Source organism: Marinicella sediminis (assembly GCF_002000055.1).
Taxonomy (GTDB): domain Bacteria; phylum Pseudomonadota; class Gammaproteobacteria; order Xanthomonadales; family Marinicellaceae; genus Marinicella; species Marinicella sediminis.
The window spans coordinates 92,096-118,650 of the sequence record NZ_MVBD01000012.1 but is presented as its reverse complement, the minus strand read 5'-3'; the positions used below and the strand labels follow the sequence as shown (position 1 = coordinate 118,650).

Below are 26,555 nucleotides of genomic sequence, written 5' to 3'. Positions count from 1 at the left end.
CTGGGTGACCACATAGGTGCCCACCAGGATGCAGGTTCCGGTGGGTGCCACACTGGCACAGCTGGTGCTGTTGGGGGTGATCAGGGTGTCGGTGACGGTGACGTTATTCAAAGTCACATTACCGGTGTTGGTCACGGTGACGGTGTAGGTCAGGGTGTCATTGAGGCTGATGGTACCTGAGCCATCTTCATCGGCATTATTAAACAACACTTTGGCGGTGCTCAATAGTGGATTGGCTGCGGTCACCATGGTTATGGTTGAGTCATCACCAGTGACTGGGTTGTTATCCGGGTCATCTGCAATGGCGGTTGCTGTATTGGTGATGCCAGTACCGTTGTCAATGTCAGTCTGGGTCACGGTGTAGGTATAACTGGTACAGGTTGCTACATCAGTCGGATTTAGTGTGGTCGGGGTGCAGGTCAGTGTACCTCCGCCCATGGGGTCGGTAACCACCAAATTATCCAATATGACATTGCCGGTGTTCTGCACAGTGACTGAGAAGGTGATCACATCACCGGCATCGGCGACGCCAAGACCACCATTGTCAGTGGTCAGTACGGCGGTTTTAGTTACCGTCAGTTCAGGTGATGGCACCACGACAACAATGGAATCTGTATCCGGGCCGGTTTGATCAGAATCACCTGTAGCAGTGTTGGTTATTGACCCTGTGCTGACATCACCGGCAGTGACTTGATATGTTCCCACCAACACACAGGTGCCACCGGGTGCTACTGTGGCACAGCTGGTGCTGTTGGGGGTGATCATCGGATCAGACACGGTTACGTTGTTGAGTGTTACCTCTCCTGTGTTGGATACAGTAATGGTGTAAGTCAGCGTATCAAACAAAGAAACTGAACTTGAAGCGTCTTCATCGGCGTTACTGGTCAGCACTTTTACAGTGGAAAGATCGGCTACTTGAACAGCTGCTGTGGCTACCTGGTTTTCGTTGTTGCCACTGATTTCTGACACGCCGGTAAGGGTAGCAGTGTTGGTGAATCCAGCAGTTACATTATTAACTGTACAGCTCCATTCCCAGGTTTCTCCAACTTCCAGTTCTCCCGTATTCGGGTTGTCTCCAGCAGGTCCGATGAGGGTGTCACATTGTGGATCAGTAAGCGTCACATTAAGCAGGTCCTCAATACCGGTGTTGGTGGCAGTGATGGTGAATGTGGCAGCTGTACCGCTTTCCACTATGGGGGTGACAGCGATTTTATCCAGCAGGGTGTAAGTAGGTGCGATGCCGAGTTCAACGATGTCACAACTGCATTTTGAATTTGTTCCCGGGAACGCATCATTCAAGCCGTTGCAAGTGGTGTTTGTGTTATTGTCCCAGCTGGTACAGACACTCACATCTACACTGCCATCCAGATTACTGTCATTACAAGAAAAGCGGGTGGTTGGCAGTGAACTAAATACCTGGGTGTTGGACTCAATGTCACCGCAGGAGTCAAGGTCAGTCCCGCCATTCCACCAGGGACCGTTGTCAATATCAAGAATCGAATCATTGTTGATGTCTCCATAAATTGGATTGTCTGTTTGCATCCCAGCAAGGAAGGTGTGTAGACAGGAATTGCCATCACGAGCACTCCCGCCGTCTGTGGCCAGAAAAAGACCGATGTCATAGCGGTCAGGTGAGCCATCAGCAGAGACCAGGGCATTAAACTGAACTTCAGTTTCACCAATCACTCCAGTATTACAGTCTTCTACAAGGTTTTGAACCGTTAGGGCTTCAATACGCACATCATTTGCGGTACAACCTGCTCCAGAGCGGTAGTCCCGAACACAAAAATCACCTGTTTCAGATGTCTGAGACATCGCAGTCGAACTGGCTAAGAACCAAAACATGCCAGTTACTAACAAAATCATCTTATTCACACTCAATCCCCAATGTTCAGATAATAAAATATTGGCAACAATTTAGCATATCTATGTCAAAAAATGATAACAAGTTACCAGAAATGCAATAACAATTGCATTATGGATCACTTTGTTACCAGGCATCAATCATACTGTTCTGTTGTGTACATTATTGTGACATTATTTGACATGTCTTGTTTGTGAATTGAATCATGATTTGTTCGATGGTAATGACCTATTACATGAGACAAAAAAACCGATGCTTGTTAGAATATTCAACTTTATAGAGAGATTTGCGTTATGTCAGATAAAATATCCATTGTTAAGTTTATCCCCTTGTTATTCATCCTATTGTTATTCCTGATTGGATCCAGATTTTGGGTCAGTGTGCCAGCCGGTCATGTGGCTGTGGCCACATTATTTGGTGAAGTACAGCAGGATACCTACAAGGAGGGCTTGAATATTCCAGTCAATCCATTGTTGAAGTTCCATGAGTTTGATGTGCGCGAAAAAACCCATAAGGAAACGGCACATGTGCCTTCTCAGGATCAATTACAAACCAAAATTGATGTCTCGGTTCAATATCGCCTGAACGGTGATATGGCCAGTAAAATTTTACAGGATACTGGTAACATTGACAGCATGATCACGGTCCAATTGGTGCCAAAATTAAGATCCTTGCTCAGAGAACAAGGTAAATCAATCAAGCGGGCAGAAGATTTTTTTCTGGAAGAAACCCAGGAACGATTACAGGCTGACCTGACCTCAGGGCTTTCAGAGTACCTGGAACCCAAAGGGATCAATGTGTCAGCAGTGCTCATTCGTGACATTTCATTGCCACCGTTCATTACCAAAGCCATTGAAGCCAAGAAAGAGCGCGAACAGGAAGTGGAAAAGCAAAAAGCTGAGTTAGAGCGATACAAAACCGAACAGCAACAGTTGATTGCAGCTGCTGAAGCGCAGCGACAAGCGGCAGAAGAAGAGGCCAAAAAGCGACGTTTGTTGGCTGATGCACAGGCCTATGAAATTCGAAAAATCAACACCGCCATCGGATCCAATCCGAATTATGTGAAGTTACAGGCGCTTGAAGCGCTGAAAAGCATTTCCAAGGATCCAGCTTCAAAAATTTATTTTATGGATGGTGACTCACCCAATCCTTTACCACTGATGCATTTGTCAGATAAAGATCAGTGATTTTACCCCAACGGGTCTGAATGATCAGGCCTGTTTTACTTCCGGACATTATGCAAACTAACGAGTTAACCCAACTGCAATCAGGCTACCTCAAAATTACCCGCATCACCTGGGCCATTGTGGTCATGTTGATTGCGGTTGGGCCGACCATCCTTATCAGTGCCATCATTGATTTTGGCTGGTTGTACCGAATACTCACATATGTGTTGACCTGGCTGCTGTTTTTCATCCTGATGTGGTGGTATACCAAACACTGGTTCAGGGTCTATGGTTATGCCTTACAGCCAACAGGCCTGCGGATTCATCGGGGACTGTTCTGGCAACAGCAACACCTGGTGCCCCGAAACCGGGTTCAACACATAGACATCACCACCGGTCCTCTGGAACGACGTTTTGGACTGAGTCAATTGGTGGTTCACACAGCAGGTACCCGAAATGCGTCAGTGACACTGCCGGGCCTGAAACACGATGATGCGGTGGCATTGCGCAAGGCCCTGATCAATACGGCACAGATGGACGACACGGTATGAGTCAACAGGAACTGCAAACGGCGGGTCACCGACTGCACAACAGTTCCCCTCTGTTTCTGTTCATCGAGGCCATTAAAAAAATGGTGTTTCCATTGTTGCTGGGAATCATTGGCACCAGCGGTGACAAGCAGGATTGGATCATCATTGGTGTTGCGGCTTTGGCGTCGGTGATGACCATTGTGCAATTCTGGTTCTATCATTACTGGCTGGAGGAGGACCGCCTGGTGGTCAAAGAAGGGATTCTGTTCAAATCTCTGCGCCAGGTTCCTTATGAACGTATTCAAAATCTGAATGTTGAAAAAAATGTTCTTCACCGGCTTTTTGGGGTGGCCACTTTACAGGTCGAATCGGCTTCCGGGGCAAAGCCTGAAGCGGTGATCAGGGTCATCAGTCAGGATCAGGTGGCCCATATTCAAAATATCATCAAACAGCGTGCGAAACCAGCATTGGTCGAAAGTGATGTGGTGGAAGTTGCATCAGAAGCCGTTGAACATCCGGCACTTTATCAAATGAGCCACAAAGATGTGGCCACATATGGATTCATTTCTCACAAAGCTTTGGTGCCGATCGGTATTGTGGGTTCGGTGCTGTCACAGAATGATTATTACCGTGATCGTTTTGTTGGCATGATCAGTGGATTTGCCGGTGATTTACATGTCGAACAGTGGGCTGTTTCCGAATGGCTGGTCTATTCGTCGGCTTTTGCTTTACTGATGCTGGTGACCATCTGGCTGTCATCCATAGCCATGGCATTTCTTAAATTGCATGGGTTTACCCTGAGTCACCCGGATAATAACCTGCATGCTGACATGGGGTTGCTGACCCGATTAACTGCCAATATACCCGTCAGGCGAATCCAATTGATTAAACTGAAGCATTCACCCTTACATCGGTTATTCAAAAAAGTAAGCATCAAAATGGAAACGGCGGGTGGGGTTACAGAACAAAGTGGTATCACCATGTCCTGGTTGGCTCCATTGGTCAGTGAACCAGACGGTTTTGAGCTGATCAAACAGATACAGCCTGAAGTCGATTTACTGCGCACTGATTGGCAGCCGCTGGAATCCCGGGCATGGAAGCGGGTATTCAAAAAAGGATTGTTTTTCATTCTCTTGATCATGGCTCCATTGATTTATTTCTTTGAAGGATGGGGGTTGTTGATGTTGTTGCTGATACCACCGGCCTACGCATATGCACAAGCCTATATCAGACATGCAGCATACGCAGTTACGGATGAGCTGATAGCCTGTCGTCAGGGTGTGTTTTTCCGCAGACTCAGTGTGGTGAGGATTGGAAAAATCCAGAACGTTTCATACTTGCAAACTCCGTTTGATCGCCGCAATGGTATGGCCAGGCTGACCGTGGATACCGCCGGGTCAAACCCTGTGACTCAAGACATCAATGTGCATTATTTAAATCAGGATAAAGTCAGTCACCTGGTTCAACAACTGACGGAACAAGTCAGTCAGGTGAAATTTATCTGGTAGCTGTTGTCAAAGCAAGATTGCTGAAAGGCCCTGAAGGTTTTTTGGTGGTGCGACATTGAGCGGCAATATGCCGGGGATGCCACCCGGCGTCGGGTGGGATCATCACCGTGTTCATCACCACAATGACTGTCGATCATCAGGCCAGGGAGAGCTGATGATCAGCTCGACCCGCCGAATCGGTTAGGCAGGTCATGCAGATATGGCGGCTTGACGAAGTCAAGAAGCCATAATGGGATGATCGATAAGCCGTGAGCGATAGCGAATCAGAGCGTCGAGCGCATGATCACCCGACATGATCACCGAGGCCCCGGTCTCTGTTCCAGACGAGACCCTAACTCCTCCAACCGTAGAGTCGGCATTCACTTTTGTCAGAAACAAAAGTGAATGAAGTCCCAGGATCATTCCCTGCATTCATCAGAACCAACAGTCAGGTTGTTATCCTCAGGTCTGGTCTCAGAATGGTAATTCCAGGTTATCACTGACAGAGAGTAACTGGGTGCGAAATTCTGCTTTGATTTTTTCCAGGGTTTCTTCATCATCGGCGTCAAACCTGATCACCAAACAAGGTGTGGTATTCGAACACCGGACCAATCCCCAGCCTTTGGCGAAATCTGCACGGATGCCGTCGATTGTGGTGATTTTGGCATCTGGAAATTCAGCACGACTGATGAATTCATCCATGAACATATAGTGCTCGCCTTCTTTCATGTGAACCTTCAGCTCTGGTGTGTTAACACTGTTAGGCAGTTCAGCAAACACTTCTTCCGGAGTTTGTTCTTCCTGGTCCAGTATTTCCAGCAATCTGGCTGCCGCATAAAGTCCATCATCAAAGCCAAACCAACGTTCATTGAAAAAGAAATGACCACTCATTTCACCAGCCAGCGCAGCATTGGTTTCCTTGAGTTTGGCCTTCATGAAAGAATGGCCGGTCTTCCACATGATAGGCATGCCGCCATATTTAACGATGGATTTGGGTAAATGGCCGGTACATTTCACATCAAAAATGATGCTCGATCCTGGTTGTCGGCTCAGCACATCTTTGGCAAACAGCATCAACAGCCGATCCGGGTTGATGATTTCACCGGATTTGGTAACCACGCCAAGGCGGTCACCATCACCATCAAAGGCAATTCCTATATCAGCATCAACGGATTTGAGGGTGGCCATCAGGTCCTGCAGGTTTTCCGGAACGCTGGGATCAGGGTGGTGATTGGGGAAATTGCCATCCACTTCGCAATGCAATGGGATCACTTCACAGCCAATTTCTTCCAGTAACTCAGGAGCCAGTTCGCCTGGGATACCATTGCCACAGTCCACCACCACAGTGGGCTCGTTTTCCAATTGAATTTCTGAACTGATGTAATCAATGTAATCGTCGGCGATGTCCAGTTCCTGAACACTGCCCTCTCCTGAGATCAGGTTGCCTGATGCAATCATGTCATACAGATTGCTGATCAGCTTGCCTGCCAGTGTTTCACCATCCAGCATGATTTTCAAGCCATTGTAATTGGCCGGATTGTGGCTGCCTGTCAACATCACGCCTGAACCGGTTTCCAGATGATGAGTTGAAAAATACAGAACACCAGTGGGCACGGCACCAATATTGATCACGTCACAACCAGTGCTTTGCAAGCCGTTGATGAGTGATTTCAACAAGGTTGGTCCTGACAGTCGACCGTCCCTGGCCACCACGATGCTCTGCCGGCCGCGATTGATGTTTTCTGTGCCAATGGCCTGGCCGATCTGATATACCGCATCAGATGTCAGTGTTTCATCTACGATGCCACGGATGTCATATGCCTTGAAGATCGATTTGTCTGGCAGTTTCAGTTTTACTTTGCCAGTCACATCTTCCTGACCCAGTTGCTTGGGTTTTCCGGAATCGCCCCCCAGGTCCTTGCCTTTGCCGATTTTGCTGGCGGGCACATAAACGGCTTCCTGAACCTGACTGGCTTTGATGACTTCCAGTTCTTCCAGCCGTTTTTGACGTTTCAAAAAGGTGGCCGCTGCCAATAACAGGGAGGACAACAAAGCAATGATGCTACCGGTCAGTGACAGGCTGAATAAGCCACTGAAAGATTTCTGCACCGTATAATTGACATAGAAGTGTGAATCAGGGATTTTGATTTGCGCATCCAGGCGGTCCAGGTTTTGATCAACCAAGCCCCACCTTTGCAAAGTCACAGAACTGCGTGAGCCAGCTTTTTGGATGAGCGACATTTCACTTTTGCTGAATTGCATGCGTTGTTCTTTGATGATCATATCTACCGGATAAGAGACCACCACATACGACGTCTCTGGTTTCTGGATGTAGACGTAATTCAGGTATTGGTTTTTTTGTCCATACAGGTGAATTTCTGGCAATTGTTCGGTTTGTGATTCGCTGGTCTTTTTCAACATGTCCAGAGTGGCAAAGTTGATACCGGGAAAAACCGGGTCAGGCTCAATTGTGTCCACGGGTTCAACCACCCGGGTCACCCTCAATGCCTGAGGTATTTGAGTTTTGATGATGTTTTCGATGTCGTCTGAATTGGGGTTTTCAACGATGATGCTGGCAGCCAGTTGCCGGGTTTTTTGCATGCTGTCTTGAATGCTTTCTACCAGGGCCTGACTCTGATTTTCGAGTTTACTGAGGGTGCGAGATGATTCCCAGTTGTTTTTGAATATGTATGCAAAGAATAAGCTGCAGGCAAAAGCCACCAGAAAGGCAGAGGTCCACTGCATTTCATCTTCAAATTTGACCAGCTTCCTGGCTTTTTGGGGTGCGCCGGTGCCGTCTTCAGCGGATTCATCAACAGCTTTATTGAGTTTAGCGCGCAGCTTTGTTAGCAATTCTTTGAGGTCCATCAATTTACTCCTGTGTGTCCAAATCCACCGGCGCCCCGGTCGCTGTCATCAAATGATTCGACCTGATTAAAGGCCACCTGAACAACCGGCACGAATACCAGTTGGGCGATGCGCAATCCGCGTTCTATGGTAAAAGGTTGAGCTGAGCGGTTCCAGCATGACACAAACAGCTGTCCCTGATAATCTGAGTCAATCAGCCCAACCAGGTTACCCAGCACCAGTCCGTGTTTATGCCCCAAGCCTGATCTTGGCAATATGATGGCAGCCAGATCAGTGGTTTTGATGTGAATGGCAAGCCCGGTAGGAATCAGTTCAGTCTGGCCGGGATGAACCACCAGGTCACTGTCCACACAAGCCCGCAGGTCAAGCCCGGCTGAACCTGGCGTACCATATTGAGGCAGATCATACTCGTCAACAAAGTCTTGGTTGAGAATTTTCAAATCGATGGGCTGCATGCCAATTCTGGAAACTGTTAAAGTGATTGATTTTAAACCAGAACCAATAAAATCGCCAATGTTATGCTTTCCTACAGTGAAGTAAGAACTTGGCCACTGTGAAAGCAGCTCAATCTTCCTAGGATGAACATATTTTGTCAGTATAACCATGAAAAACAAATCCATTCGCCAAGAGATGCCCAGGGAAAAGTTATTACGCAAAGGTGCTCAATATCTGACCGATGCAGAATTATTGGCAATTTTCTTGCGCACTGGTTTGCCGGGTAAAGGGGTGGTTGAGTTGGCAGAGGACATGCTGACATATTTTGGTGGTGTACAACCCATCATGGAAGCCACGCCTGCACAATTTATGGCCATCAAAGGGTTGGGGCAAGCCAAATACGTACAGCTCAAAGCCACTTCTGAGTTGACCAGAAGGGCTTTGAATGAAAGATTTGATCAGGCGGTTACATTTGATGACCCTGAGAAGGTACATGACTATTTGTTGATCAATTTTAAACCTGCCAGGCATGAACGATTTGCGGTTGTGTTTCTCAACAGTAAAAACCAATTGTTGCGCTTTGACTTTCTCTTTGAGGGCAGCATCAATAGTGCTCAGGTTTATCCGCGAACGGTGGCCCAGAGTTGTCTGCAATTCAATGCAGCGGCGGTGATATTTGCTCACAACCACCCATCGGGGGATTTAAAACCCAGTGAGGCAGACATTCAGTTGACCAGGCGCCTCAAAGAAGTGTTGGCATTGATTGATGTAAGGGTTCTGGACCATTTCATTATTGGTCACAACCAAACCTTTTCCATGGCGGCACATCAAATGATATGAATTGGTGCATATTTTTGCTATGCTATGTGACCATTAAAATGAATCTTTCGTCAACGCACAGTGTTTGGAAATCGATTAAATCCAGTAGCCAGGGCAGAATCTTACATTGAAAAAGGCAATTATAAAAAAGCCCTGAAGATTCTGGCCAAAACATTCAAAAAATACCCCAACAGTCTGGATTTGGCCCGTCTGCGTTTTGAGTACGGGAAGTATATTCCTTTTGATGATTACCACCACCAGGCGGCCATTGATTATTTTAATCTGCAAATGCAGTTTGACGTGTCAGGTGAAAAAATACACAGTGATTTTGTCAAGTACATGACCACCACCCAGGGACGCATTCAGTTGGATGACGAGACCCTTGTTCGCTTGTCAGTGGTGTTTGCGGCCAATGGTTTTGAGAATAACGCGATCTACATCATCAACAACATGATTCGTAAGGAATGCCAGTTGCCTCAGTTTATTGATGCCCTGGTCGCCATCATCAATTATTTTGAAGAAAAAGGCGCAGACAAAAAAATTGAGAACTACAAAAACTACCTGAAATGGCATTATCCGGATCATGAAATGACCCATTACATCCTTTCAAGAAGCAGTTAAGACCTCAGCGGTATGACCTTTTTGGGATCGGGTTTTTGCTGGAGAAATTGCTGAGCACTTTGTATGATGCTGTTGGCATCAAGTCCGGCTTCTTTCAATAACTCTTCACGGGTGCCATGGTCCTGAAAACGGTCGGGTAAACCGAGGTTCATCACTGGGATCTGAAAGCCCATTTCCTGTAATATTTCATTGACAAAGCTTCCGGCGCCACCCTGAATCACATTGTCTTCAATGGTGATGATGTGGCTGTGGCGGATCGCCATCTGTTCAATCATCTGCCGGTCTATGGGTTTGATAAAGCGCATGTTAACCAAAGTGGCATCGAGTTTTTCAGCGGCAGTGGCGGCCTGATCGAGCAGTGCGCCAAATGACAAAATGGCCAGGTCATGATTGCCCTTTCTGATTCGTTCTGCCTGACCTACAGGTAAGCCGCTCATTTTGGGCATGATGGCTTCGCCAGGTCCTTTACCGCGTGGGTAGCGTACCGCAGCAGGTCCTTCATGACGATAGCCGGTATAAAGCATTTGACGGCATTCATTTTCGTTGGCCGGAGCCATGATCATCATGTTGGGTACACAACGCAGGAAACTCAAGTCGAGGTTGCCTGCATGGGTTGCACCATCCGGTCCAACCACTCCACCCCGATCAATGGCAAACAGCACGTCAAGATTTTGAATGGCCACATCATGTATCAACTGGTCGTATGCCCTTTGCAGGAATGTAGAGTAAATGGCCACCACCGGTTTGATGTTTTCACAGGCCATGCCGGCTGCCAGGGTTACCGCGTGTTGTTCGGCAATTCCGACATCAAAATAGCGTTTGGGAAACAGTTTGGAAAATTCCACCAGCCCTGATCCTTCACGCATGGCCGGGGTGATGCCCACCAGCTGATTGTCCATCCTGGCCATGTCACATATCCATTGGCCAAAGACTTCGGTGTAACTGGGTTTGGATGGTTTGGATTTGGGTGGCAGGCCATCTTCAGGATTGAATTGACCCACTGCATGGTATTTGATCGGATCAGCCTCAGCAGGTTTGTAACCTTTGCCTTTCTTGGTGATGATGTGCAGCAGTTTAGGGCCTTTGATTTCTTTGGCCACTTCAAGCTTCTCTACCAACAGCTCAACATTGTGTCCATCAATGGGGCCGAGGTGATGAAAGCCGAGTTCTTCAAACAAAGTGTTGGGTACAAACATCCCTTTGGTGTGTTCTTCCCAGCGGGACATGAACTTCCATAACCATGATCCTCGTCGCATGATGCGTTTGGATTTTTCCCGCATGCGGTTGTATGTGCGCCCACTGACTATTTTGATCAACATTCTGGCCAGGGCGCCGACATTGGGCGAAATGGACATTTCATTTTCATTCAATACCACCAGCATGTTGGTGTCCAGTTCACCACCGTGGTTCAGTGCTTCGTAAGCCATGCCCGCTGTCATTGCGCCATCTCCAATGATGGCCACTACGTCACGTTCTGTGCCACAGATTTGGCTGCCCAGAGACATACCCAAAGCGGCGCCGATTGAGGTGGAAGAGTGTCCCACGCCGAACGTGTCGTACTCACTTTCTGTGCGTTTAGGAAATGGGGCCAGTCCATTTTTTTGCTTTACAGTTGCCAATTGTTGTTTTCGGCCAGTAAGGATTTTGTGCGGATAAGCCTGGTGGCCAACATCCCAGACCAAACGATCATGTGGGGTGTTAAATACATAATGCAGAGCGACTGTTAATTCGATGGTACCCAGTCCAGAGCCAAAATGTCCGCCGCATTGAGAAATTTGATCAATCAAATATTGGCGCAGTTCATCAGACACTTGTGGTAAATCAGATTTGGCCAGTTTGCGTAAATCTGCCGGCAGGTCGATGTGATCCAGTAATGGGTATTGCTTGCTCATGTTAATCTCTTATGCTTTGCCCTGGTTGGCCACTGCTTCCATTCTGGCAGCCAGCTCTTGCTGATCACCCAGGTAGTAACTTTTAATTGGCTGCAGTGTGTCATCCAATTCATAAACCAATGGCACACCGGTCGGTATGTTAAGTTTGAGAATTGCTTCAGCCGAAACATCATCCAGATACTGCACCAGTGAGCGCAATGAATTGCCATGTGCAGCGATGATGATTTTTTTCTTCGCTTTCAATTGGGGCACAATGTGTTCATGCCAGTATGGCAAGACCCGCTCAACAGTGTCTTTCAGGCATTCACCCAAGGGAATTTGTTCCCTGGTCAAACCGGCATATCTGCGGTCGTTGGCGATGTTGCGTTCATCGTCCCACTCCAGATGAGGTGGGGGCGTGTCATAACTTCTGCGCCAAATATGTACCTGCTCATCACCATATTTGGCGGCTGTTTCAGCTTTATTCAAGCCTTGCAGAGCGCCATAATGCCTTTCATTTAATCGCCACGAACGTTCAACTGGTAACCAAAGCTGATCCATGACATCCAGGGTGATGTTCAGTGTTTTGATGGCCCTTTTCAATACTGATGTAAAAGCCAGGTCAAATTCAAAGCCGGCTTCTTGTAACAGCTTGCCCGCTGAAGTGGCCTGTTGCTGGCCGGTATGGGTCAGGTCAACATCTTTCCAGCCAGTGAATTTATTGGCCAGATTCCATTCGCTTTCGCCATGTCTTAAAAGTACCAGTTTTATCATTGATTGTCGTCTCAGATGAAAAGCAGAATTATAACATGGATGCCTCTGAAAACAGGTCAAAGTTGATGGTGTATGACCTTATTAACGGCACAATCAGGGAGGGTGGGCAACGCCATCATCTGATGGTTTTGTCAACAAATTCCTACAATGGGTGAAGAAAATCGCCATCGAATTCTGTATCGCATCAGTTGATAATTCATGCAGCAGTCAATCAGGGGAATTACCATGAATGAAGTGGAACTGAAAAAAATCATGAAAGAAATTGAAGACATCATTAATCAATTGGCAGCGTGTGACCATTGTCATCTGGGGGTCGACCTGGAAAGTAAGCGTTTGTTGAGCGAATTATTCAGGCAAAAACTGGAACAGGCCTGCCGACTCAAAAGAGCCAGTTGATTACCGGCAGTGACACCGCGAGAAAAATCAGCGTCATCAGACTGCCTACTTTGAGGTAATCCTTCACCCCGTATCCGCCCGGACCCATGACCAATGCCGAAACCTGGTGGGTGGGCAGTAAAAATGCATTGGATGTTGAGATCGCCACTATCAGTGCATAAACCAGCGGGTTTCCACCGGTTTCGATGGCGATGTTGATGGCCAGTGGAACCAGTAAAACTGTGGCCCCTACATTTGACATCACCAAAGAAAACAAGGTGGCTAATCCGGCCATGGCCAGTTGATAAACAATCTGATGAACATCCCCCAAAGCGTGGATGGTGTACTGGGCGATCCAGGCTGCCGTGCCGGTGTGTTCCATGGCATAGCCCAGGGGGATCAGGCAAGCCAGCAAAAACACTGTCTTCCAGCTCACTGCCCGATATGCTTCATCCATATTCAGAACGCCGAATATGATCATACCAATGGCACCGGTCAACAGTGACAAGGACAGTTTCAGATCAGTCAAGATAACCAATGAAATGCTCAGGGCGAAAAACAACAACGCAAAGGGAATTTTTTGCGGTCTTTGGGGTTCGGCCGGCACATCACTGACCAGAGCCACATTTCTGGATCTTCCCAGCCCCATCTGATCTGTCCACCTGCCATGGATGATGAACGTGTCACCCAGTTGCAATTCCAATTCATACATTTCTTCACCGGTATAAATTCGGTTGTTTCGCGAAACGGCAAGGATGGTGATGGCGAATTCTTTGCGAAAATGGAACTCAGATAACTTCACTCCAAGGTATCTTGAACCGGGCACAACCACTGCTTCGGAAGTGCCTGAAATGGCGGGGTTAAAGTCAAGTTTGAATTGCTTCAGCCTGGGCAATACAGTGAGGTTGAACTCCTCTGCAAAGTCATTGATCTGTTGCTGACTGCCCATCACCCCCAGAATTGCTCCGTTCCAGATGAACTTGCTGCGTGGTGGTGACAGCATTGATTCTCCTTCGGTGCTCAGTGCCACAATGTGAGGTATGTGACTGTCAAACTCCAGCTCCTGTATCATTTTGCCCACCAGTGGACTGTCGCGATTGACAATCATTTCGGTGATGCTTTTTTCAATGCCGTAGTTGTCCCTGAAGTAGCTGTCTGATTTGTGGTTGTTGATGTGTGAGATTTCTTTGGCTTTGGGCAGCAGAAAACGGCCCAGTACCAAAAAATACACAATCCCGCTGAGCAACAAGGCCAAACCTATTGGTGTGGTGGCAAACAATGAAAAAGTGGGCATGGTATCAGCGCCGGGAGGCAATGAACGATTGGATGTTTCAATCAGGTCGTTCAGTAAGATCAGGGGGGATGATCCGACCATGGTCACCGTACCGCCAAGAATGGCGCAAAAACCCATGGGCATCAATAATCGGGATATGGGGATTTCGGCCACGCTGGATATTTTGCTCATCACTGGCAAAAACAAAGCCGTTGCACCAACATTTTGCATAAAGCCAGAGATGGAACCCACCGTTAATGAAACCACTGGCATCACTGTTTTTTCAGTTTTTCCACCTATCTTCAGGATGAAGTTTGCCACTGCGCTCATTACTCCGGTGCGATCCAGGCCGGCCCCCAGAATCATCACTGCAATGATCGATATCACGGCATTGGAGGCAAAGCCATCAAACAAGTGGGTGTCTGGCACCAGACCGGAAAGTCCCAGCATAACCAGGATCAATAAAGCTGCCACATCGATTCTGATGACTTCTGTTATGAACATCAGGATGGTGTAAGCCAAAATGGCCAGAACCATCAACATCTCATTGGTTAATGGCAGCATCTCCATCAGTTTTTATGAAAAATCAGATCGTAAGTACCGTGATTGAGTTTGTGGCCCCGGCGTTCAAACTTCGTCACCGGCCGCCATTCAGGCCGGGGCGAAAAACCCTGTTTGTCATCAGCGTTGCGCAGCCAAAGATTTTCTGCCAGCAAGTCATTGACTTCAATGGCATATGGCTCCCAGTCAGACGCATAATGGAACCGTCCCCCAGCCTCTAGCTTGGGTTTAATTAAGTCCAGAAATGGTTGATTAACCATTCGTCTTTTGTGGTGTCTTTTTTTATGCCATGGGTCGGGGAAATAGACATGGATGGCCGCCAGTGACAGATCCTTGATGTACAGTTTGAGCATGTCAATGGCATCATTTCTGATGATCCTGACATTTTGCAGCCCATGCTCTTCAATGCCCATCAGTAAATGACCCACCCCTGGTAAATGAACTTCAATACCAAGAAAATTAATGTCCGGATATTTTTTAGCGGCATGAATGATGGATTCACCATTGCCAAAACCAATGTCCAGCCAGACCGGATGGTCATTGCCATAGAGGGCCTGAAAATCAATGGGTTCTTTGGGTTCAATGGCATAGACCGACATCCATTGTTCAACGGCTTTTTTCTGACCGATGGTCATTTTCCCTTTTCTCAGAACGAAACTACGGATTTGCCGTTCATTTGACTCAAATTTCATGCTCAGCACTGGCTTTAATTCAGCTCATTTTACCGAATATCAATGACCGATGACCACCCCTTTCTTGGCCGATCAGAAGATCACCCATAACCCACTTGCAAGTGGGAAGAAGCCGGTGACTGTATTTGTGCCCTGGAATGGGGCTTTCAGCATCGAATCAACTGTAATCCACTGTCATCCAGTTGACAGTGGTGATCGTAAAGCATGTGCGATTTCGGATCATACAAGTGGGCATGTGGCAATGGGTTTTTGTCATAAAAACACGTGTTGTTATGACTGATTCTTTGTATCAGTTTGTATTGCTCCAGGGTTTCCAGCTGTTCTTCGTTGCGGTGGTTATCCGGTTGAATCAGACTCATTACCTGAATCAGGCTTTGGTGACTTGGATGTTGTAATGACATTCTCAGGTAGAGCAACAGTTCATCAAAATGTTCTGGTGGCAGTCCATGGTTAAGTAAATCACCGGTTACCTGATAATGGTGCAGGCAAAACTGTTGTTGAAAACTGGCCTCAATGAGCAGGTGCTGAGCTTGTTGCTTATCGATGGGCAGTTGCCAGCCATTGTTGGTTAGCCTGGCTTGATCAGGGTGGTGACGCCTGAGCAATTTGCTCATCAGCATGTGAGCCATTGGGCCAATCCAGCTACGCAACACCAGACCATTGCGCTTTTTGTGAAGCAATAATCCGGGCTCATTGAGGCTGAGGTGGTTTTCTGAATAGCTGAGGTACCATTGATGATGCATGTTTTGTGTAGATGTAATGGAAAACAATTTAAGTATAATGATAATCATTCTCATTGCAAGGAATTCTATTGGACAATTTACGACTTGCCTTGCTTGACAAAAGCAATGGACTCAACGAAGATATGCAATCTATTGCGCAATATATTGCATAAAACATGAGCCGTTCACCTCAGCAACCACCTCAAAGGTCTTTTGTTGGTAAATATGCCGATGATCTGGGACAGTTAATCAGTCAGCAGATCAAGCCGGTATACAAGGCGATGGGTATTCAGGTGCCGGTAAAATCCTGTTCTCTGGTGCATGTCCTGGGGTATTTGCATCAGGCTTCATTGGTGGATCTGGCCAAATGTCTGAATCAGTCACATCAGCTGATTAAGCAAAAAATTCCCAGGTTGTTGGAGTTGAAGATAATCACCCATTCAAAAGATCCACATGACAAACGCAGAACGCTTTATCAATTGACCGATCTTGGCCGGCAACAGGCCGGTATTTTGAAACAAAACCCCATGGAACAGATTTATCAGCAATTGTCTGAAGAAGTCGGTGCTGATATCCAGTCCGTTCTGATGGCGGCCATTGAACAACTGCAGCAAAAAGATTTATACACCCGATATAACGAACATAACGAGTATTGACTGACATGATGAAAGAAACCATAAAGGCCCCCAGAGGGACCATACTGAATGCCAAATCCTGGCTCACCGAAGCGCCCTTGCGCATGCTGATGAATAACCTTGATCCAGAAGTGGCAGAACGCCCTGAAGACCTGGTGGTCTATGGTGGAATTGGTAAAGCAGCCAGAAATCCGGCTTGTTATGCGGCCATTGTATCGGCACTGAAAAGCCTGAATGATGATGAAACCCTTCTGGTACAGTCTGGTAAACCGGTGGGCGTGTTTCGCACCCATGCCGATGCCCCCCGGGTCTTGATCGCCAATTCTAACCTTGTGCCGCATTGGGCTAATTGGGATCATTTTAATGAATTGGACCGCAAAGGATTGATGATGTACGGACAGATGACAGCCGGATCATGGATTTACATTGGCTCACAGGGCATCGTTCAGGGAACGTATGAAACCTTTGTTGAGGCTGGTCGGCAACATTTCGGCGGGGATACCGCGGGAAAATGGATACTGACTGGTGGTTTGGGCGGCATGGGTGGTGCCCAGCCCCTGGCAGCGACCATGGCCGGTTACAGCATGATCGCCGTAGAATGTGATGAAACCAGAATAGATTTCAGATTGAAAACCGGTTACCTGGATCAGAAGGCCCACAGCATTGAAGAAGCCCTGGCCATGTTGCATACAGCCCACGAAGCAGGCAAGCCCGTTTCAGTAGGCTTATTGGGCAATGCTGCAGATATATTTGCTGATATGTACGGGCAAGGGATCCGGCCTGACTTGGTGACAGATCAGACATCAGCTCACGATCCTGTAAATGGTTATCTGCCACAAGGCTGGGGTGTTGATCAATGGCGCGATCTGGCCAAGTCAGATCCGCAGCGTGTGGCCACTGCGGCGCGAAAATCGATGGCCGTTCAGGTCCGGGCCATGCTGAATTTTCACGCCTTGGGAATACCCACAGTCGACTATGGGAATAACATCAGACAGGAAGCATTCAATGTTGGCGTGGAGCGGGCATTTGATTTCCCTGGTTTTGTGCCGGCATATGTCAGGCCGTTATTTTGCCGGGGAGTTGGGCCATTTCGCTGGGCTGCGTTATCGGGTGATCCTGAAGACATTTACAAAACCGATGCCAAGGTCAAAGCTTTGATTCCGGATGATCCGCACTTACACAATTGGCTGGACATGGCCCGTGAACGTATTCAGTTTCAGGGATTGCCTGCCAGAATTTGTTGGGTGGGACTGGGTCAACGTCACCGTTTGGGACTGGCATTCAATGAGATGGTCAGGAATGGTGAACTTAAAGCGCCTGTTGTGATTGGTCGTGATCACCTGGATTCGGGATCAGTGGCATCGCCAAACCGGGAAACAGAAAGCATGGCTGATGGCTCGGATGCGGTGTCAGACTGGCCCTTGCTGAACGCCTTGCTGAATACCGCCAGCGGAGCCACCTGGGTATCCCTGCATCACGGCGGCGGTGTTGGTATGGGTTATTCTCAGCATTCAGGGGTGGTGATCTGTTGTGATGGCACCGCTGAAGCTGACCAGCGCATTGAAAGGGTGCTGTGGAATGACCCGGCCACCGGGGTGATGCGACATGCCGATGCCGGTTATGAATTGGCGCAACAATGTGCCCGTGACCATGGCTTGAATCTGCCAATGGTGGCTGGCTGTCTGGGAGAGTCGTCATGAGTTTTGTCATCACCAGTCAGGGTTTTACCTTGTGTGATCTGCGAGCGATTTGGGAATCTGCCATGCACATCAGTGTGGATGATCACATGATGCAAGGGGTGATTCATTCCAGAAAGACCATTGAGGATGTGGCCTCCTCCGATGAGACAGTTTATGGAGTCAATACTGGATTTGGCTTGTTGGCCAATGTGAAAATCGCCAAAGAAGAACTGGATACCTTGCAACGCAACCTGGTTATTTCTCATGCCACCGGAGTTGGTGAGCCGATTGATGAGCGCACCACGAGACTGATCATGACGCTCAAAGCCGTCAGCTTAGCGCAGGGATTTTCAGGCATACATCCCAATACCCTGCAGTTGTTGCTGGACATGATCAACCTGGAAATTTATCCATTGATTCCGTGTAAAGGTTCAGTGGGTGCATCAGGTGACCTGGCGCCATTGGCCCATTTGACCGCGGCCATGATTGGCTTGGGCGAGGTGCGCTATCAAGGGCAAACCATTGGTGCAGATCAGGCTTTGCAGCAAGCTGGTTTGAAGCCCATAAAACTGGGTCCCAAAGAAGGCCTGGCGTTGCTCAATGGCACACAGGTGTCGACCGGACTGGCCTTGAAAGGACTGTTCCTGGCTGAGAACTGTTTCACCGCTGCAATCATCGCGGGTGCGTTGTCCATCGATGCGGCCAAAGGGTCTTTGGCGCCTTTTGATGAGCGCATTCATCAGGCCAGAGGGCAGGAAGGACAGATTCAAGTGGCCCGAGCCATCAGGGCATTGCTCAAAGACAGTGAAATTGTGGTTTCTCATGAGGATTGTGACCGGGTACAAGACCCCTATTGTCTGCGCTGTCAGCCGCAGGTGATGGGAGCAGTGTTGGATACGTACCGGCATGTGGCTGGAAAACTGCTGATTGAGGCCAATGCAGCCACGGATAATCCGTTGGTATTTGCAACCGAAGGTGATGTGCTTTCAGGTGGAAACTTTCACGCAGAGCCAGTGGCATTGGTGGCTGATTTTCTGGGCATTGCGGTGACTGACATGGTGAACATGTCGGAACGCCGACTGGCGATGCTCATCGATCCGGCGCTGAGTCGTTTGCCCGCTTTTCTGGTGCCTGATTCAGGCGTCAACTCAGGATTCATGATTGCCCATGTGACAGCCGCAGCTTTGGCTTCAGAAAACAAAACCCTGGCTCACCCAGCCAGTGTTGATACCATCCCAACTTCTGCCAATCAGGAAGATCATGTCAGTATGGCTACCTTTGCAGCCAGAAAACTGTCTGACCTGTCTGAAAATGCTGCGGCAGTGATTGGTATTGAATTGATGGCGGCTTGTCAAAGCATCGATTTTCATGAAGGGCTCAAAACCTCAAAAGCATTGTACGCGGTGTATGAAAAGATCCGTGAATCAGTGCCCTTTCTGGACAAAGACCGGCTGTTGTCACCTGACATCAATCACATGCAGCAATTGGTACTCAGTGGCGAATTGAATGATTACCTGGTTGAGTTATGTCCGTCTTTGAGCTGAGACAACAGTCATCACCGCTGGTGGTCAGTGTGCCACATGATGGCGCACTGATTCCTGATGACATCAGGGCGGTGATGAATCCGGCAGTGACTCAGTCGACTGATCGAGATTTGCATATTGGTCGGATTTTTGACTTTGAAGGCATTTCCTGTTCAAGGATCAAAGCCAACTACGCACGTCATGTGATCGACCTTAATCGCCCGGCCAGTGGTCAGCCACTTTACCAGAATCAGCCCGAAACTGAATTATGTCCAACCAGTGATTTTGATTTCAATCCGTTGTATCAACCTGGTCAGCAACCTGGTGCAGAGGAAATTGAACGCCGAACCGAATTGTATTGGCGTCCATATCATGTTCAGTTAAAGGCATTGGTTGATCTGGCGGTGGCGGATTTTGGTTGTTGTTTGTTGATAGATGCGCACAGCATCAATGCCCGGGTGCCAAGGTTTTTTTCCGGCAGGTTGCCAGACATTAATGTGGGAACAAATGACGGCAAGAGTTGTGCCGGTCAATTGAGCCAGTTGCTGGGTCAGCGACTGGCTCATCAGGGCGTGTTTTCATACGTGGTAAATGGCCGGTTCAAGGGGGGGTACATCACCCGTCATTACGGCCAGCCTGAATCCAATGTCCATGCCATACAACTGGAGCACAGTAAATCCGCGTATCTGGATGAGCAACAAAATTTGTCAACTGGTGCGCTCCAGTTAAGGGATTTCTGGGAATCGGCCTTGAGGGAGTTGTTGAACGAGCTTAAAAGCGTTAGCGCCATCACATAAATCAACTGTGTGGTTTCATGATGCCAGCATTTGCTTTATTCTGTGAATGATTAGCTGTATTGAGAGAAGAGATGAAGTTATTACTGTGGTTGGTGGTTTGTGGTTTTTCGGTTCTGCACATTAAGTCTGCACTTGCAGAGGACGGCGTTCTGGTGGTGGAGTATGGTGAGACTTTTGAATCCGGAAGTGATATTCACATGAGGTATTATCTGGTTAACCCTGAGGGTAATCACAGGTTGTTGTTCAGTGATGAGTTCATGGCTCAGAATCCGGTGCATTTATGGTCGGGTAAACGGGTCCGGGTACAATTCAAAGACCAACCCGGTGAATCAGGTCGCTGGACCCAGTCAATTGAGCTGCTTGAAGGTGCTCAACGTGGTGGCATAACCGGTGCTCAACCATGGGTTTCCATATTATGTAAGTTCAACGATGTGCCCGCTGAGCCTGAAAACTTCTCATTCTTCCAGAACATGTATGCCAATTTACCCGCCGGTCTTGATCATTACTGGCGCGAGGTGTCATATGAAAACATCAATGTCGTGGGTTCGCTGGCAGTGGATTGGGTTGACTTGCCGGGGACGCACACTTTTTATGTGCCCACACCGGGCTCAGGCACTGATGCCAATCTGAATTCGCTGTTTGACGATTGTACCGATGCCGCCGACCCGTTTGTTGATTTTTCGTCGGGCTTTGTCGGGATCAATATGATGTTCAATGAATTGCTGGATTGTTGTGCCTGGGGTGGCGGTCTTGGAGCAACGCTGGATGGGCTGTTCCGGTCATGGCGGGTCACTTGGAACCCACCCTGGTCATTTGCCAATGAAGGGGTGATTGCCCATGAGATGGGTCATGGTTTTGGTTTGCCGCATGCCAATAACTCAGATGGCGATGGAAATCCATATGACAGCCCCTGGGATGTGATGAGCTCTGCCACAGGCAGGGCGGTCGATGACCCGGTATATGGTCGTCTGGGTAAGCACATTAACATGCAGTACAAGTATCGGCTGGGTTGGGTCAATGATGGAGATGGCTTCATCGCTGATGCCCTGACCGACACGGTCATTGTCATCGATCAAACAGCGTTGGCTGCCACGATCAATCATCGTTTTGCCAGATTGCCATTGGCAGATGGCAGTCATTACATGGTTGAAGTCAGAAAACAGGTGGGTAATTACGAAAGCAATCTGGCAGGTGAGGCAGTCATTATTCATCACGTGGTTTCTGGTCGCAGTGAACCACCCTGGGTGATCGATCAGGATGTTCCTCCGGCAGACTTTTCTGATAATGAAGGGGTGATGTGGAAAGTGGGAGAAACATTCAATGATCCAATTGATGGATACACTGTTGAAGTGCTCTCTGAAACCACAGATGGCTTTGAAGTCAGGATCACCGGAAGTGACCTGATATTTGCAGATGGCTTCAACTGAGCAGGTCTCATTTCATCATGAGTAGATGAATTGAAAAGCAGTCGTGACCTTGCTGGCGACTGCTTTTTGTGTGTTCTACAAAGGAAGTGTCCGGCAATTGGTTTATGAGGTTACAGCCGAGGGCTATTTTTTGCTATAATTCGCGCCTGATTTTATGGTCCGGTGGTCTGGATTCAGACCAGGGCCTGACTAACTGGAGCGGACATGACAAAACATACACTTATCTACACCATCACCGATGAAGCACCGGCCCTGGCCACCCATGCTTTTTTACCTGTGGTTAACCACTTTGCCGCCAATGCCGGTGTCGAAGTGGAAACCAAAGACATTTCACTGGCCAGTCGCATTCTGGCTCAATTTGCCGATCAACTGCCGGTTGATCAGCAGGTCGGTGATGCCCTGAGTGAACTGGGGGCCTTGGCCAAAACCCCGGAAGCCAATATCATCAAACTGCCTAATATTTCAGCGTCCATTCCTCAGCTGAATGCTGCCATCAAAGAATTACAGGATCATGGTTACGCGATTCCAGACTACCCTGAAGAGCCGCAGAATGACGCTGAGCAGGACATTCAGGATAAATATGCCACCGTTTTGGGCAGTGCCGTGAACCCTGTGTTGAGGGAGGGTAATTCTGACCGCCGTGTTGCGGCTGCGGTGAAGCGCTATGCACAGAAAAACCCACACCGTTTGGGTGACTTTGCCAAAGACTCGAAAACCCGTGTGGCCCACATGGATGGTGATGATTTTTATGGCAGTGAGCAATCCTATGTGATGCCCCAGGCCGATGAAGTTCGCATCGAGCACGTGGATGCCGATGGTCAGATAACTGTGATGAAGTCAGGCATTGCCTTGCAGGCAGCTGAAGTCATGGATTCATCGTGCATGAGTAAAACCGCATTGCGGGCCTTTTTTGAACGCTCTGTGAAACAAGCCAAAAAAGATGACCTGTTGTGGTCATTGCACCTGAAAGCCACCATGATGAAAGTATCTGACCCGATCATGTTCGGCCATGCCGTGGAAGTTTATTATGCGGATGTGTTTGCCAGGCACGCTGAACTGTTTGCAGAATTGGGTGTTGAAGTTGATAACGGTATTGGGAATGTATATAACAAAATAGCTGATTTGCCTGCTGCCAAAAAGGCTAAAATTGAAGCAGACATCGCAGCATGCTATGCACAACAACCGGCACTGGCCATGGTTGATTCTGATAAAGGAATCACCAATTTACACGTGCCGAATAATGTCATTATTGATGCTTCCATGCCAGCTGCCATTAAGTCTTCAGGTCAGATGTGGAATGCAGACGGCCGCTTGCAGGATACCCTGGCGGTCATTCCGGATCGGAGTTATGCGGGCATTTATCAGGAAATCATTGCATACTGTCAAGAGCATGGTGCTTTTGATGTCACCACCATGGGTAATGTCTGTAATGTGGGGTTGATGGCGCAAAAAGCCGAAGAATATGGCTCGCATGACAAAACCTTTGAGGTGGCTGCTGCTGGCATGATGCGGGTGGTTAATTCGAGCGGTGAAATATTGATGCAACACGATGTGAGTGCTGGCGACATTTGGAGGGCCTGCCAAACCAAAGATCTGCCTATCAGAGATTGGGTGAAACTGGCTGTGACCAGGGCCCGCAATACCGGTTCTGCTGCGATATTCTGGTTGGATGAAGAGCGGGCTCATGACCGTAATTTGATTGAGAAAGTCAATACATATTTGCAGGACCACGACACAGAAGGTCTGGAAATTAAAATCATGAACCCACGCAAAGCCATGCGATATACCTGTGAGCGGGTCAGTGCGGGCTTGGACACCATATCAGTAACAGGCAACGTATTGCGTGATTACCTGACAGATTTATTTCCGATTCTGGAATTGGGTACCAGTGCCAAGATGTTATCTATTGTGCCACTGCTGGCTGGTGGCGGGTTGTTTGAGACAGGCGCCGGTGGGTCGGCTCCCAAGCATGTTCAGCAGTTTGTCGAGGAGGGGCATTTGCGCTGGGATTCGCTGGGTGAGTTTCTTGCTTTGGCGGTGTCACTGGAAGACCTGGCTGAAAAAACCAACAACGCGCAGGCCAGGGTGATGGCCAAAGCCCTTGATCAGGCCAATGAGTTATACCTCAGTGAAAACCGTTCGCCTTCAAGAAAGGTCAATGAACTGGATAACCGTGGCTCTCAGTTTTATCTGACCAAATACTGGGCTCAGGCATTGGCTGCTCAGGATGATGATGCAGGGCTGAAAGCCAAATTCTCCACAGTGGCAGCGGCGCTTGAGGCACAGCAGGACATCATCTTGCAGGAATTGCTTGATGCACAGGGGGCGGCTGTCAATATCGGTGGTTACTACATGCCCGACAATGCCCTGGCATCTTCAGCGATGCGTCCCAGTCAAACTTTCAATGACATCATTGCGGGTCTGGCCTGATGGTTTAATGCAGTCAGTTGGTGGGGTCGGGTTTTGCCTGGCAAACGCGATCCCGGCCAGCTTGCTTGGCCTGATACATGGTTAAATCAGCACTGATGATGCAGTTTTTGATGTCATCACCCGGATGGCAGTGACTGATGCCGGCAGAAAAGGTCAGCTGATGATTGGTTGGCAGGATTGTCTGACCTGCTTGTTTCACTGATTGTTGCAGCGCCTTCAGGATTTGTTCCACCTCACTTGCTGGCAAATCAACGAATACCAGCAAGAATTCTTCTCCACCAAAACGACCAGCCTGATGCGGTGAAGTGATGTGTGTTTTGCAGATTGCGCCTACCTGGCTGAGTACCTGGTCGCCGACATCATGGCCCAACTGGTCATTGATGCTTTTGAAATGGTCCAAATCCAGCATACACAAAGTCAATCGTTGCTGAGCTTCCAGTTGTTGTTGGCAGTCAGCGGCCAGTTTCAGGATGTGATTGCGGTTGGGTAAACCGGTTAACTGATCGATGTTGGCCAATTGTGTCAATGCCTGTTGTTGCTTTTTGGTGAGGTAAATCAAAATGCTCAGCAAGATCAGTATCACCACTGCGGCACCCACGGAAATGCTCAGCGTTTGATTGCGCTGCTGTTGACTGAGGATTTCCAGCTTTTGTGTGGCGTTTTGTTCTGCCAGTTTAAGGTTTTCCTGTTCTTTGCTTTGCAATTCATGCCGGGTTCTCAGTTCGTGCAGCTCACGGGTACTCTGTTCTGCCAATAACTGTTGTTTACGACTGACTGTTTTGATCAGTTGTTCAAACGCCTGTCGGTATAAACCTTCTTTGGCCAATAACTGCGCTTCAAGTTCGGCCAGTGCAATGGCCTGAATGGGCATGCGTTGTTCATCCAGGTGAACCCTGGCGCTGAGCAACGCATCTTTGGCCAAGCGCACGTCATTCATGTTGAGATTCAGCTGCGCCAATGACTTGTGGACATCAAACAGCATGTATCGGTTCTGACTTCTGGTGAATAGGTCGGCTGCCTCATTCAGCATGCTGCGGGCCTGGTCTTGTTTATCAGTCAATTGGTAGACCGGGGCCAATTCTTTGAGCGCATATGCCACGCCCTGATCATCGTCAATGGCCCTGGAAATGTGCAGTGATTCTTCAAGTTGACTGATGCCAGTTGAGTCGTTACCCAGGTGTTTGTTGGCACGGCCTAATCCATACAGGGCAATGGATAATTCCAACAGGTTGCTGGTGGAACGGTGATGCGCTACAGCTTCTTCGAAAAAAGGAATGGCCAGGGCGTATTCCTTGCGGTATTCATACACCAGTGCAATGCTGCCGGCAATCGCACTCTGGGTGATCACCGCGTCGTATTGAGGTGCCAGTTCATAAGCGCGCATGAAGTGATTCAGTGCCGAAGTGTATTGCCGTAAGGTATTTTCCACATAACCAAGACCAATCAATGCATCAATCAGCAGCCCTGCATCCTGATTGTTTTCAGCCCAGGAAAGGGCTTGGGCGGCCATGGGTCTGGCTTCAGCGGCTTGTCCTGAGAGTTCCATGGCTTGTGACTTAACCAACAACAGCCGATGATAAAGCCAGCCGGGTTCTTGCGCACTGAGTCTGGCCAATCCTTGATCTGCGGCTTCCAGGGCTTTGCCTGGATAAACCAGGTTGAGATAGACACTGCTGAGCAAGAAGTGGTACTGAGCCTGATAGGTTAAATCCGTGGTTGACAGCGGGTGATTGATGAGTTCGTCCAGTACCTTTTGTGGTTCCGAGCTGATTCTGAGGTTCCAGGCTTCAAATTCCTCGGCAAACGCCTGTCCGGAAGCGGGGGCGGCCCAGCAGCTTGTCAGCAAGAGAATCAGAGGCAACAACAGTCGTCGGATTAAAGTCATGCATCACACATCAACACAAATGAACCATTTATTGTAGCTCAAGTGCTCCGGGGAGGCCAGATGATCGCTTTGATTCGCGGTGGTGGGATGTGGTTGTGGGCCAGAATCCCACCCGGATACC

General features: G+C 48.4%; 21 protein-coding genes. 12 read left to right on the top strand and 9 right to left on the bottom strand.

From position 1 onward, the window contains the following. The coding region (locus B0475_RS14935; RefSeq protein WP_157892998.1) for a DUF7507 domain-containing protein at positions 1-1,866 on the bottom strand (1,866 nt) is incomplete at its 3' end. A gap of 291 nt (positions 1,867-2,157) precedes the next feature. On the opposite strand from B0475_RS14935, the gene B0475_RS14930 reads away from it, so the two are divergent. From B0475_RS14930 to B0475_RS14920, 3 genes are read left to right on the top strand one after another with little or no spacing between them, the layout of a single operon-like run. Continuing rightward, positions 2,158-3,051, top strand: coding sequence for a prohibitin family protein (locus B0475_RS14930; protein WP_077412687.1), 894 nt, complete (start codon positions 2,158-2,160; stop codon positions 3,049-3,051). A 50-nt stretch (positions 3,052-3,101) separates the two neighbouring features. Then, positions 3,102-3,581, top strand: coding sequence for a PH domain-containing protein (locus B0475_RS14925; RefSeq protein WP_198538320.1), 480 nt, complete (start codon positions 3,102-3,104; stop codon positions 3,579-3,581). Then, positions 3,578-5,068 (top strand): PH domain-containing protein, encoded by a 1,491-nt coding sequence (locus B0475_RS14920; protein WP_077412685.1) that lies wholly within the window; start codon positions 3,578-3,580, stop codon positions 5,066-5,068. The genes B0475_RS14925 and B0475_RS14920 overlap by 4 nt, the downstream gene beginning before the upstream one ends. A gap of 453 nt (positions 5,069-5,521) precedes the next feature. On the opposite strand, the gene B0475_RS17995 is transcribed toward B0475_RS14920, so the two are convergent. Beyond that, a complete protein-coding gene (locus B0475_RS17995; RefSeq protein ID WP_269799128.1) occupies positions 5,522-7,915 on the bottom strand; it encodes a phosphomannomutase/phosphoglucomutase in 2,394 nt (797 codons plus the stop codon). Beyond that, positions 7,915-8,370: a dUTP diphosphatase gene (dut, locus tag B0475_RS14910; protein ID WP_077412684.1), complete on the bottom strand. Its 456-nt coding sequence runs from the start codon at positions 8,368-8,370 to the stop codon at positions 7,915-7,917. The genes B0475_RS17995 and dut overlap by 1 nt, the downstream gene beginning before the upstream one ends. 148 nt (positions 8,371-8,518) lie before the next feature. Here dut and radC point away from each other — a divergent pair, with 148 nt between their 5' ends. Further along, positions 8,519-9,190 (top strand): RadC family protein, encoded by a 672-nt coding sequence (radC, locus tag B0475_RS14905; RefSeq protein WP_077412683.1) that lies wholly within the window; start codon positions 8,519-8,521, stop codon positions 9,188-9,190. 60 nt (positions 9,191-9,250) lie between these two features. Then, entirely contained in the window at positions 9,251-9,790 is a 540-nt protein-coding gene (locus tag B0475_RS14900) for a hypothetical protein (protein ID WP_077412682.1), read from the top strand. Here the strand turns inward: B0475_RS14900 and dxs are convergent. Together dxs and gpmA are read right to left on the bottom strand one after the other, a co-directional pair. Further along, positions 9,787-11,682 (bottom strand): 1-deoxy-D-xylulose-5-phosphate synthase, encoded by a 1,896-nt coding sequence (gene dxs, locus B0475_RS14895; RefSeq protein WP_077412681.1) that lies wholly within the window; start codon positions 11,680-11,682, stop codon positions 9,787-9,789. The two genes, B0475_RS14900 and dxs, sit on opposite strands and share 4 nt — an antisense overlap. A 9-nt stretch (positions 11,683-11,691) precedes the next feature. Continuing rightward, the gene (gpmA, locus tag B0475_RS14890) at positions 11,692-12,435 is read right to left on the bottom strand and encodes a 2,3-diphosphoglycerate-dependent phosphoglycerate mutase (RefSeq protein ID WP_077412680.1); all 744 of its coding nucleotides are present in this window, start codon (positions 12,433-12,435) and stop codon (positions 11,692-11,694) included. Between the two features lie 225 nt (positions 12,436-12,660). On the opposite strand from gpmA, the gene B0475_RS14885 reads away from it, so the two are divergent. Then, positions 12,661-12,831, top strand: coding sequence for a hypothetical protein (locus B0475_RS14885; RefSeq protein ID WP_157892997.1), 171 nt, complete (start codon positions 12,661-12,663; stop codon positions 12,829-12,831). On the opposite strand, the gene B0475_RS14880 is transcribed toward B0475_RS14885, so the two are convergent. From B0475_RS14880 to B0475_RS14870, 3 genes are all read right to left on the bottom strand, one after another. Next, entirely contained in the window at positions 12,815-14,647 is a 1,833-nt protein-coding gene (locus B0475_RS14880) for an SLC13 family permease (RefSeq protein WP_198538318.1), read from the bottom strand. The two genes, B0475_RS14885 and B0475_RS14880, sit on opposite strands and share 17 nt — an antisense overlap. 5 nt (positions 14,648-14,652) lie before the next feature. Next, positions 14,653-15,336, bottom strand: coding sequence for a tRNA (guanosine(46)-N7)-methyltransferase TrmB (gene trmB, locus B0475_RS14875; RefSeq protein ID WP_077412677.1), 684 nt, complete (start codon positions 15,334-15,336; stop codon positions 14,653-14,655). 146 nt (positions 15,337-15,482) lie between these two features. After that, a complete protein-coding gene (locus B0475_RS14870; RefSeq protein WP_198538317.1) occupies positions 15,483-16,127 on the bottom strand; it encodes a hypothetical protein in 645 nt (214 codons plus the stop codon). Positions 16,128-16,234: 107 nt separating this feature from the next. Between B0475_RS14870 and B0475_RS14865 the strand changes: the two genes are divergently transcribed. From B0475_RS14865 to B0475_RS14840, 6 genes are all read left to right on the top strand, one after another. Next, on the top strand, positions 16,235-16,714 hold the full coding sequence (locus B0475_RS14865) for a MarR family winged helix-turn-helix transcriptional regulator (protein ID WP_077412675.1): 480 nt from the start codon (positions 16,235-16,237) through the stop codon (positions 16,712-16,714). Between the two features lie 5 nt (positions 16,715-16,719). Then, positions 16,720-18,393 (top strand): urocanate hydratase, encoded by a 1,674-nt coding sequence (gene hutU, locus B0475_RS14860; protein ID WP_198538315.1) that lies wholly within the window; start codon positions 16,720-16,722, stop codon positions 18,391-18,393. After that, complete coding sequence (hutH, locus tag B0475_RS14855; protein WP_077412674.1) at positions 18,390-19,916, top strand: histidine ammonia-lyase; 1,527 nt, start codon at positions 18,390-18,392, stop codon at positions 19,914-19,916. Before hutU ends, hutH begins: the two co-directional genes overlap by 4 nt. Then, complete coding sequence (locus tag B0475_RS14850; RefSeq protein WP_077412673.1) at positions 19,898-20,692, top strand: N-formylglutamate amidohydrolase; 795 nt, start codon at positions 19,898-19,900, stop codon at positions 20,690-20,692. The genes hutH and B0475_RS14850 overlap by 19 nt, the downstream gene beginning before the upstream one ends. Before the next feature lie 71 nt (positions 20,693-20,763). Next, positions 20,764-22,119 (top strand): metallopeptidase domain-containing protein, encoded by a 1,356-nt coding sequence (locus B0475_RS14845; RefSeq protein WP_077412672.1) that lies wholly within the window; start codon positions 20,764-20,766, stop codon positions 22,117-22,119. A 204-nt stretch (positions 22,120-22,323) separates the two neighbouring features. Beyond that, positions 22,324-24,549, top strand: coding sequence for an NADP-dependent isocitrate dehydrogenase (locus tag B0475_RS14840; protein ID WP_077412671.1), 2,226 nt, complete (start codon positions 22,324-22,326; stop codon positions 24,547-24,549). Positions 24,550-24,562: 13 nt separating this feature from the next. Here B0475_RS14840 and B0475_RS14835 read toward each other — a convergent pair whose 3' ends face one another. Beyond that, positions 24,563-26,434, bottom strand: a complete 1,872-nt coding sequence (locus tag B0475_RS14835; RefSeq protein ID WP_077412670.1) for a tetratricopeptide repeat-containing diguanylate cyclase — start codon at positions 26,432-26,434, stop codon at positions 24,563-24,565. Between the last annotated feature and the right edge of the window lie 121 nt (positions 26,435-26,555).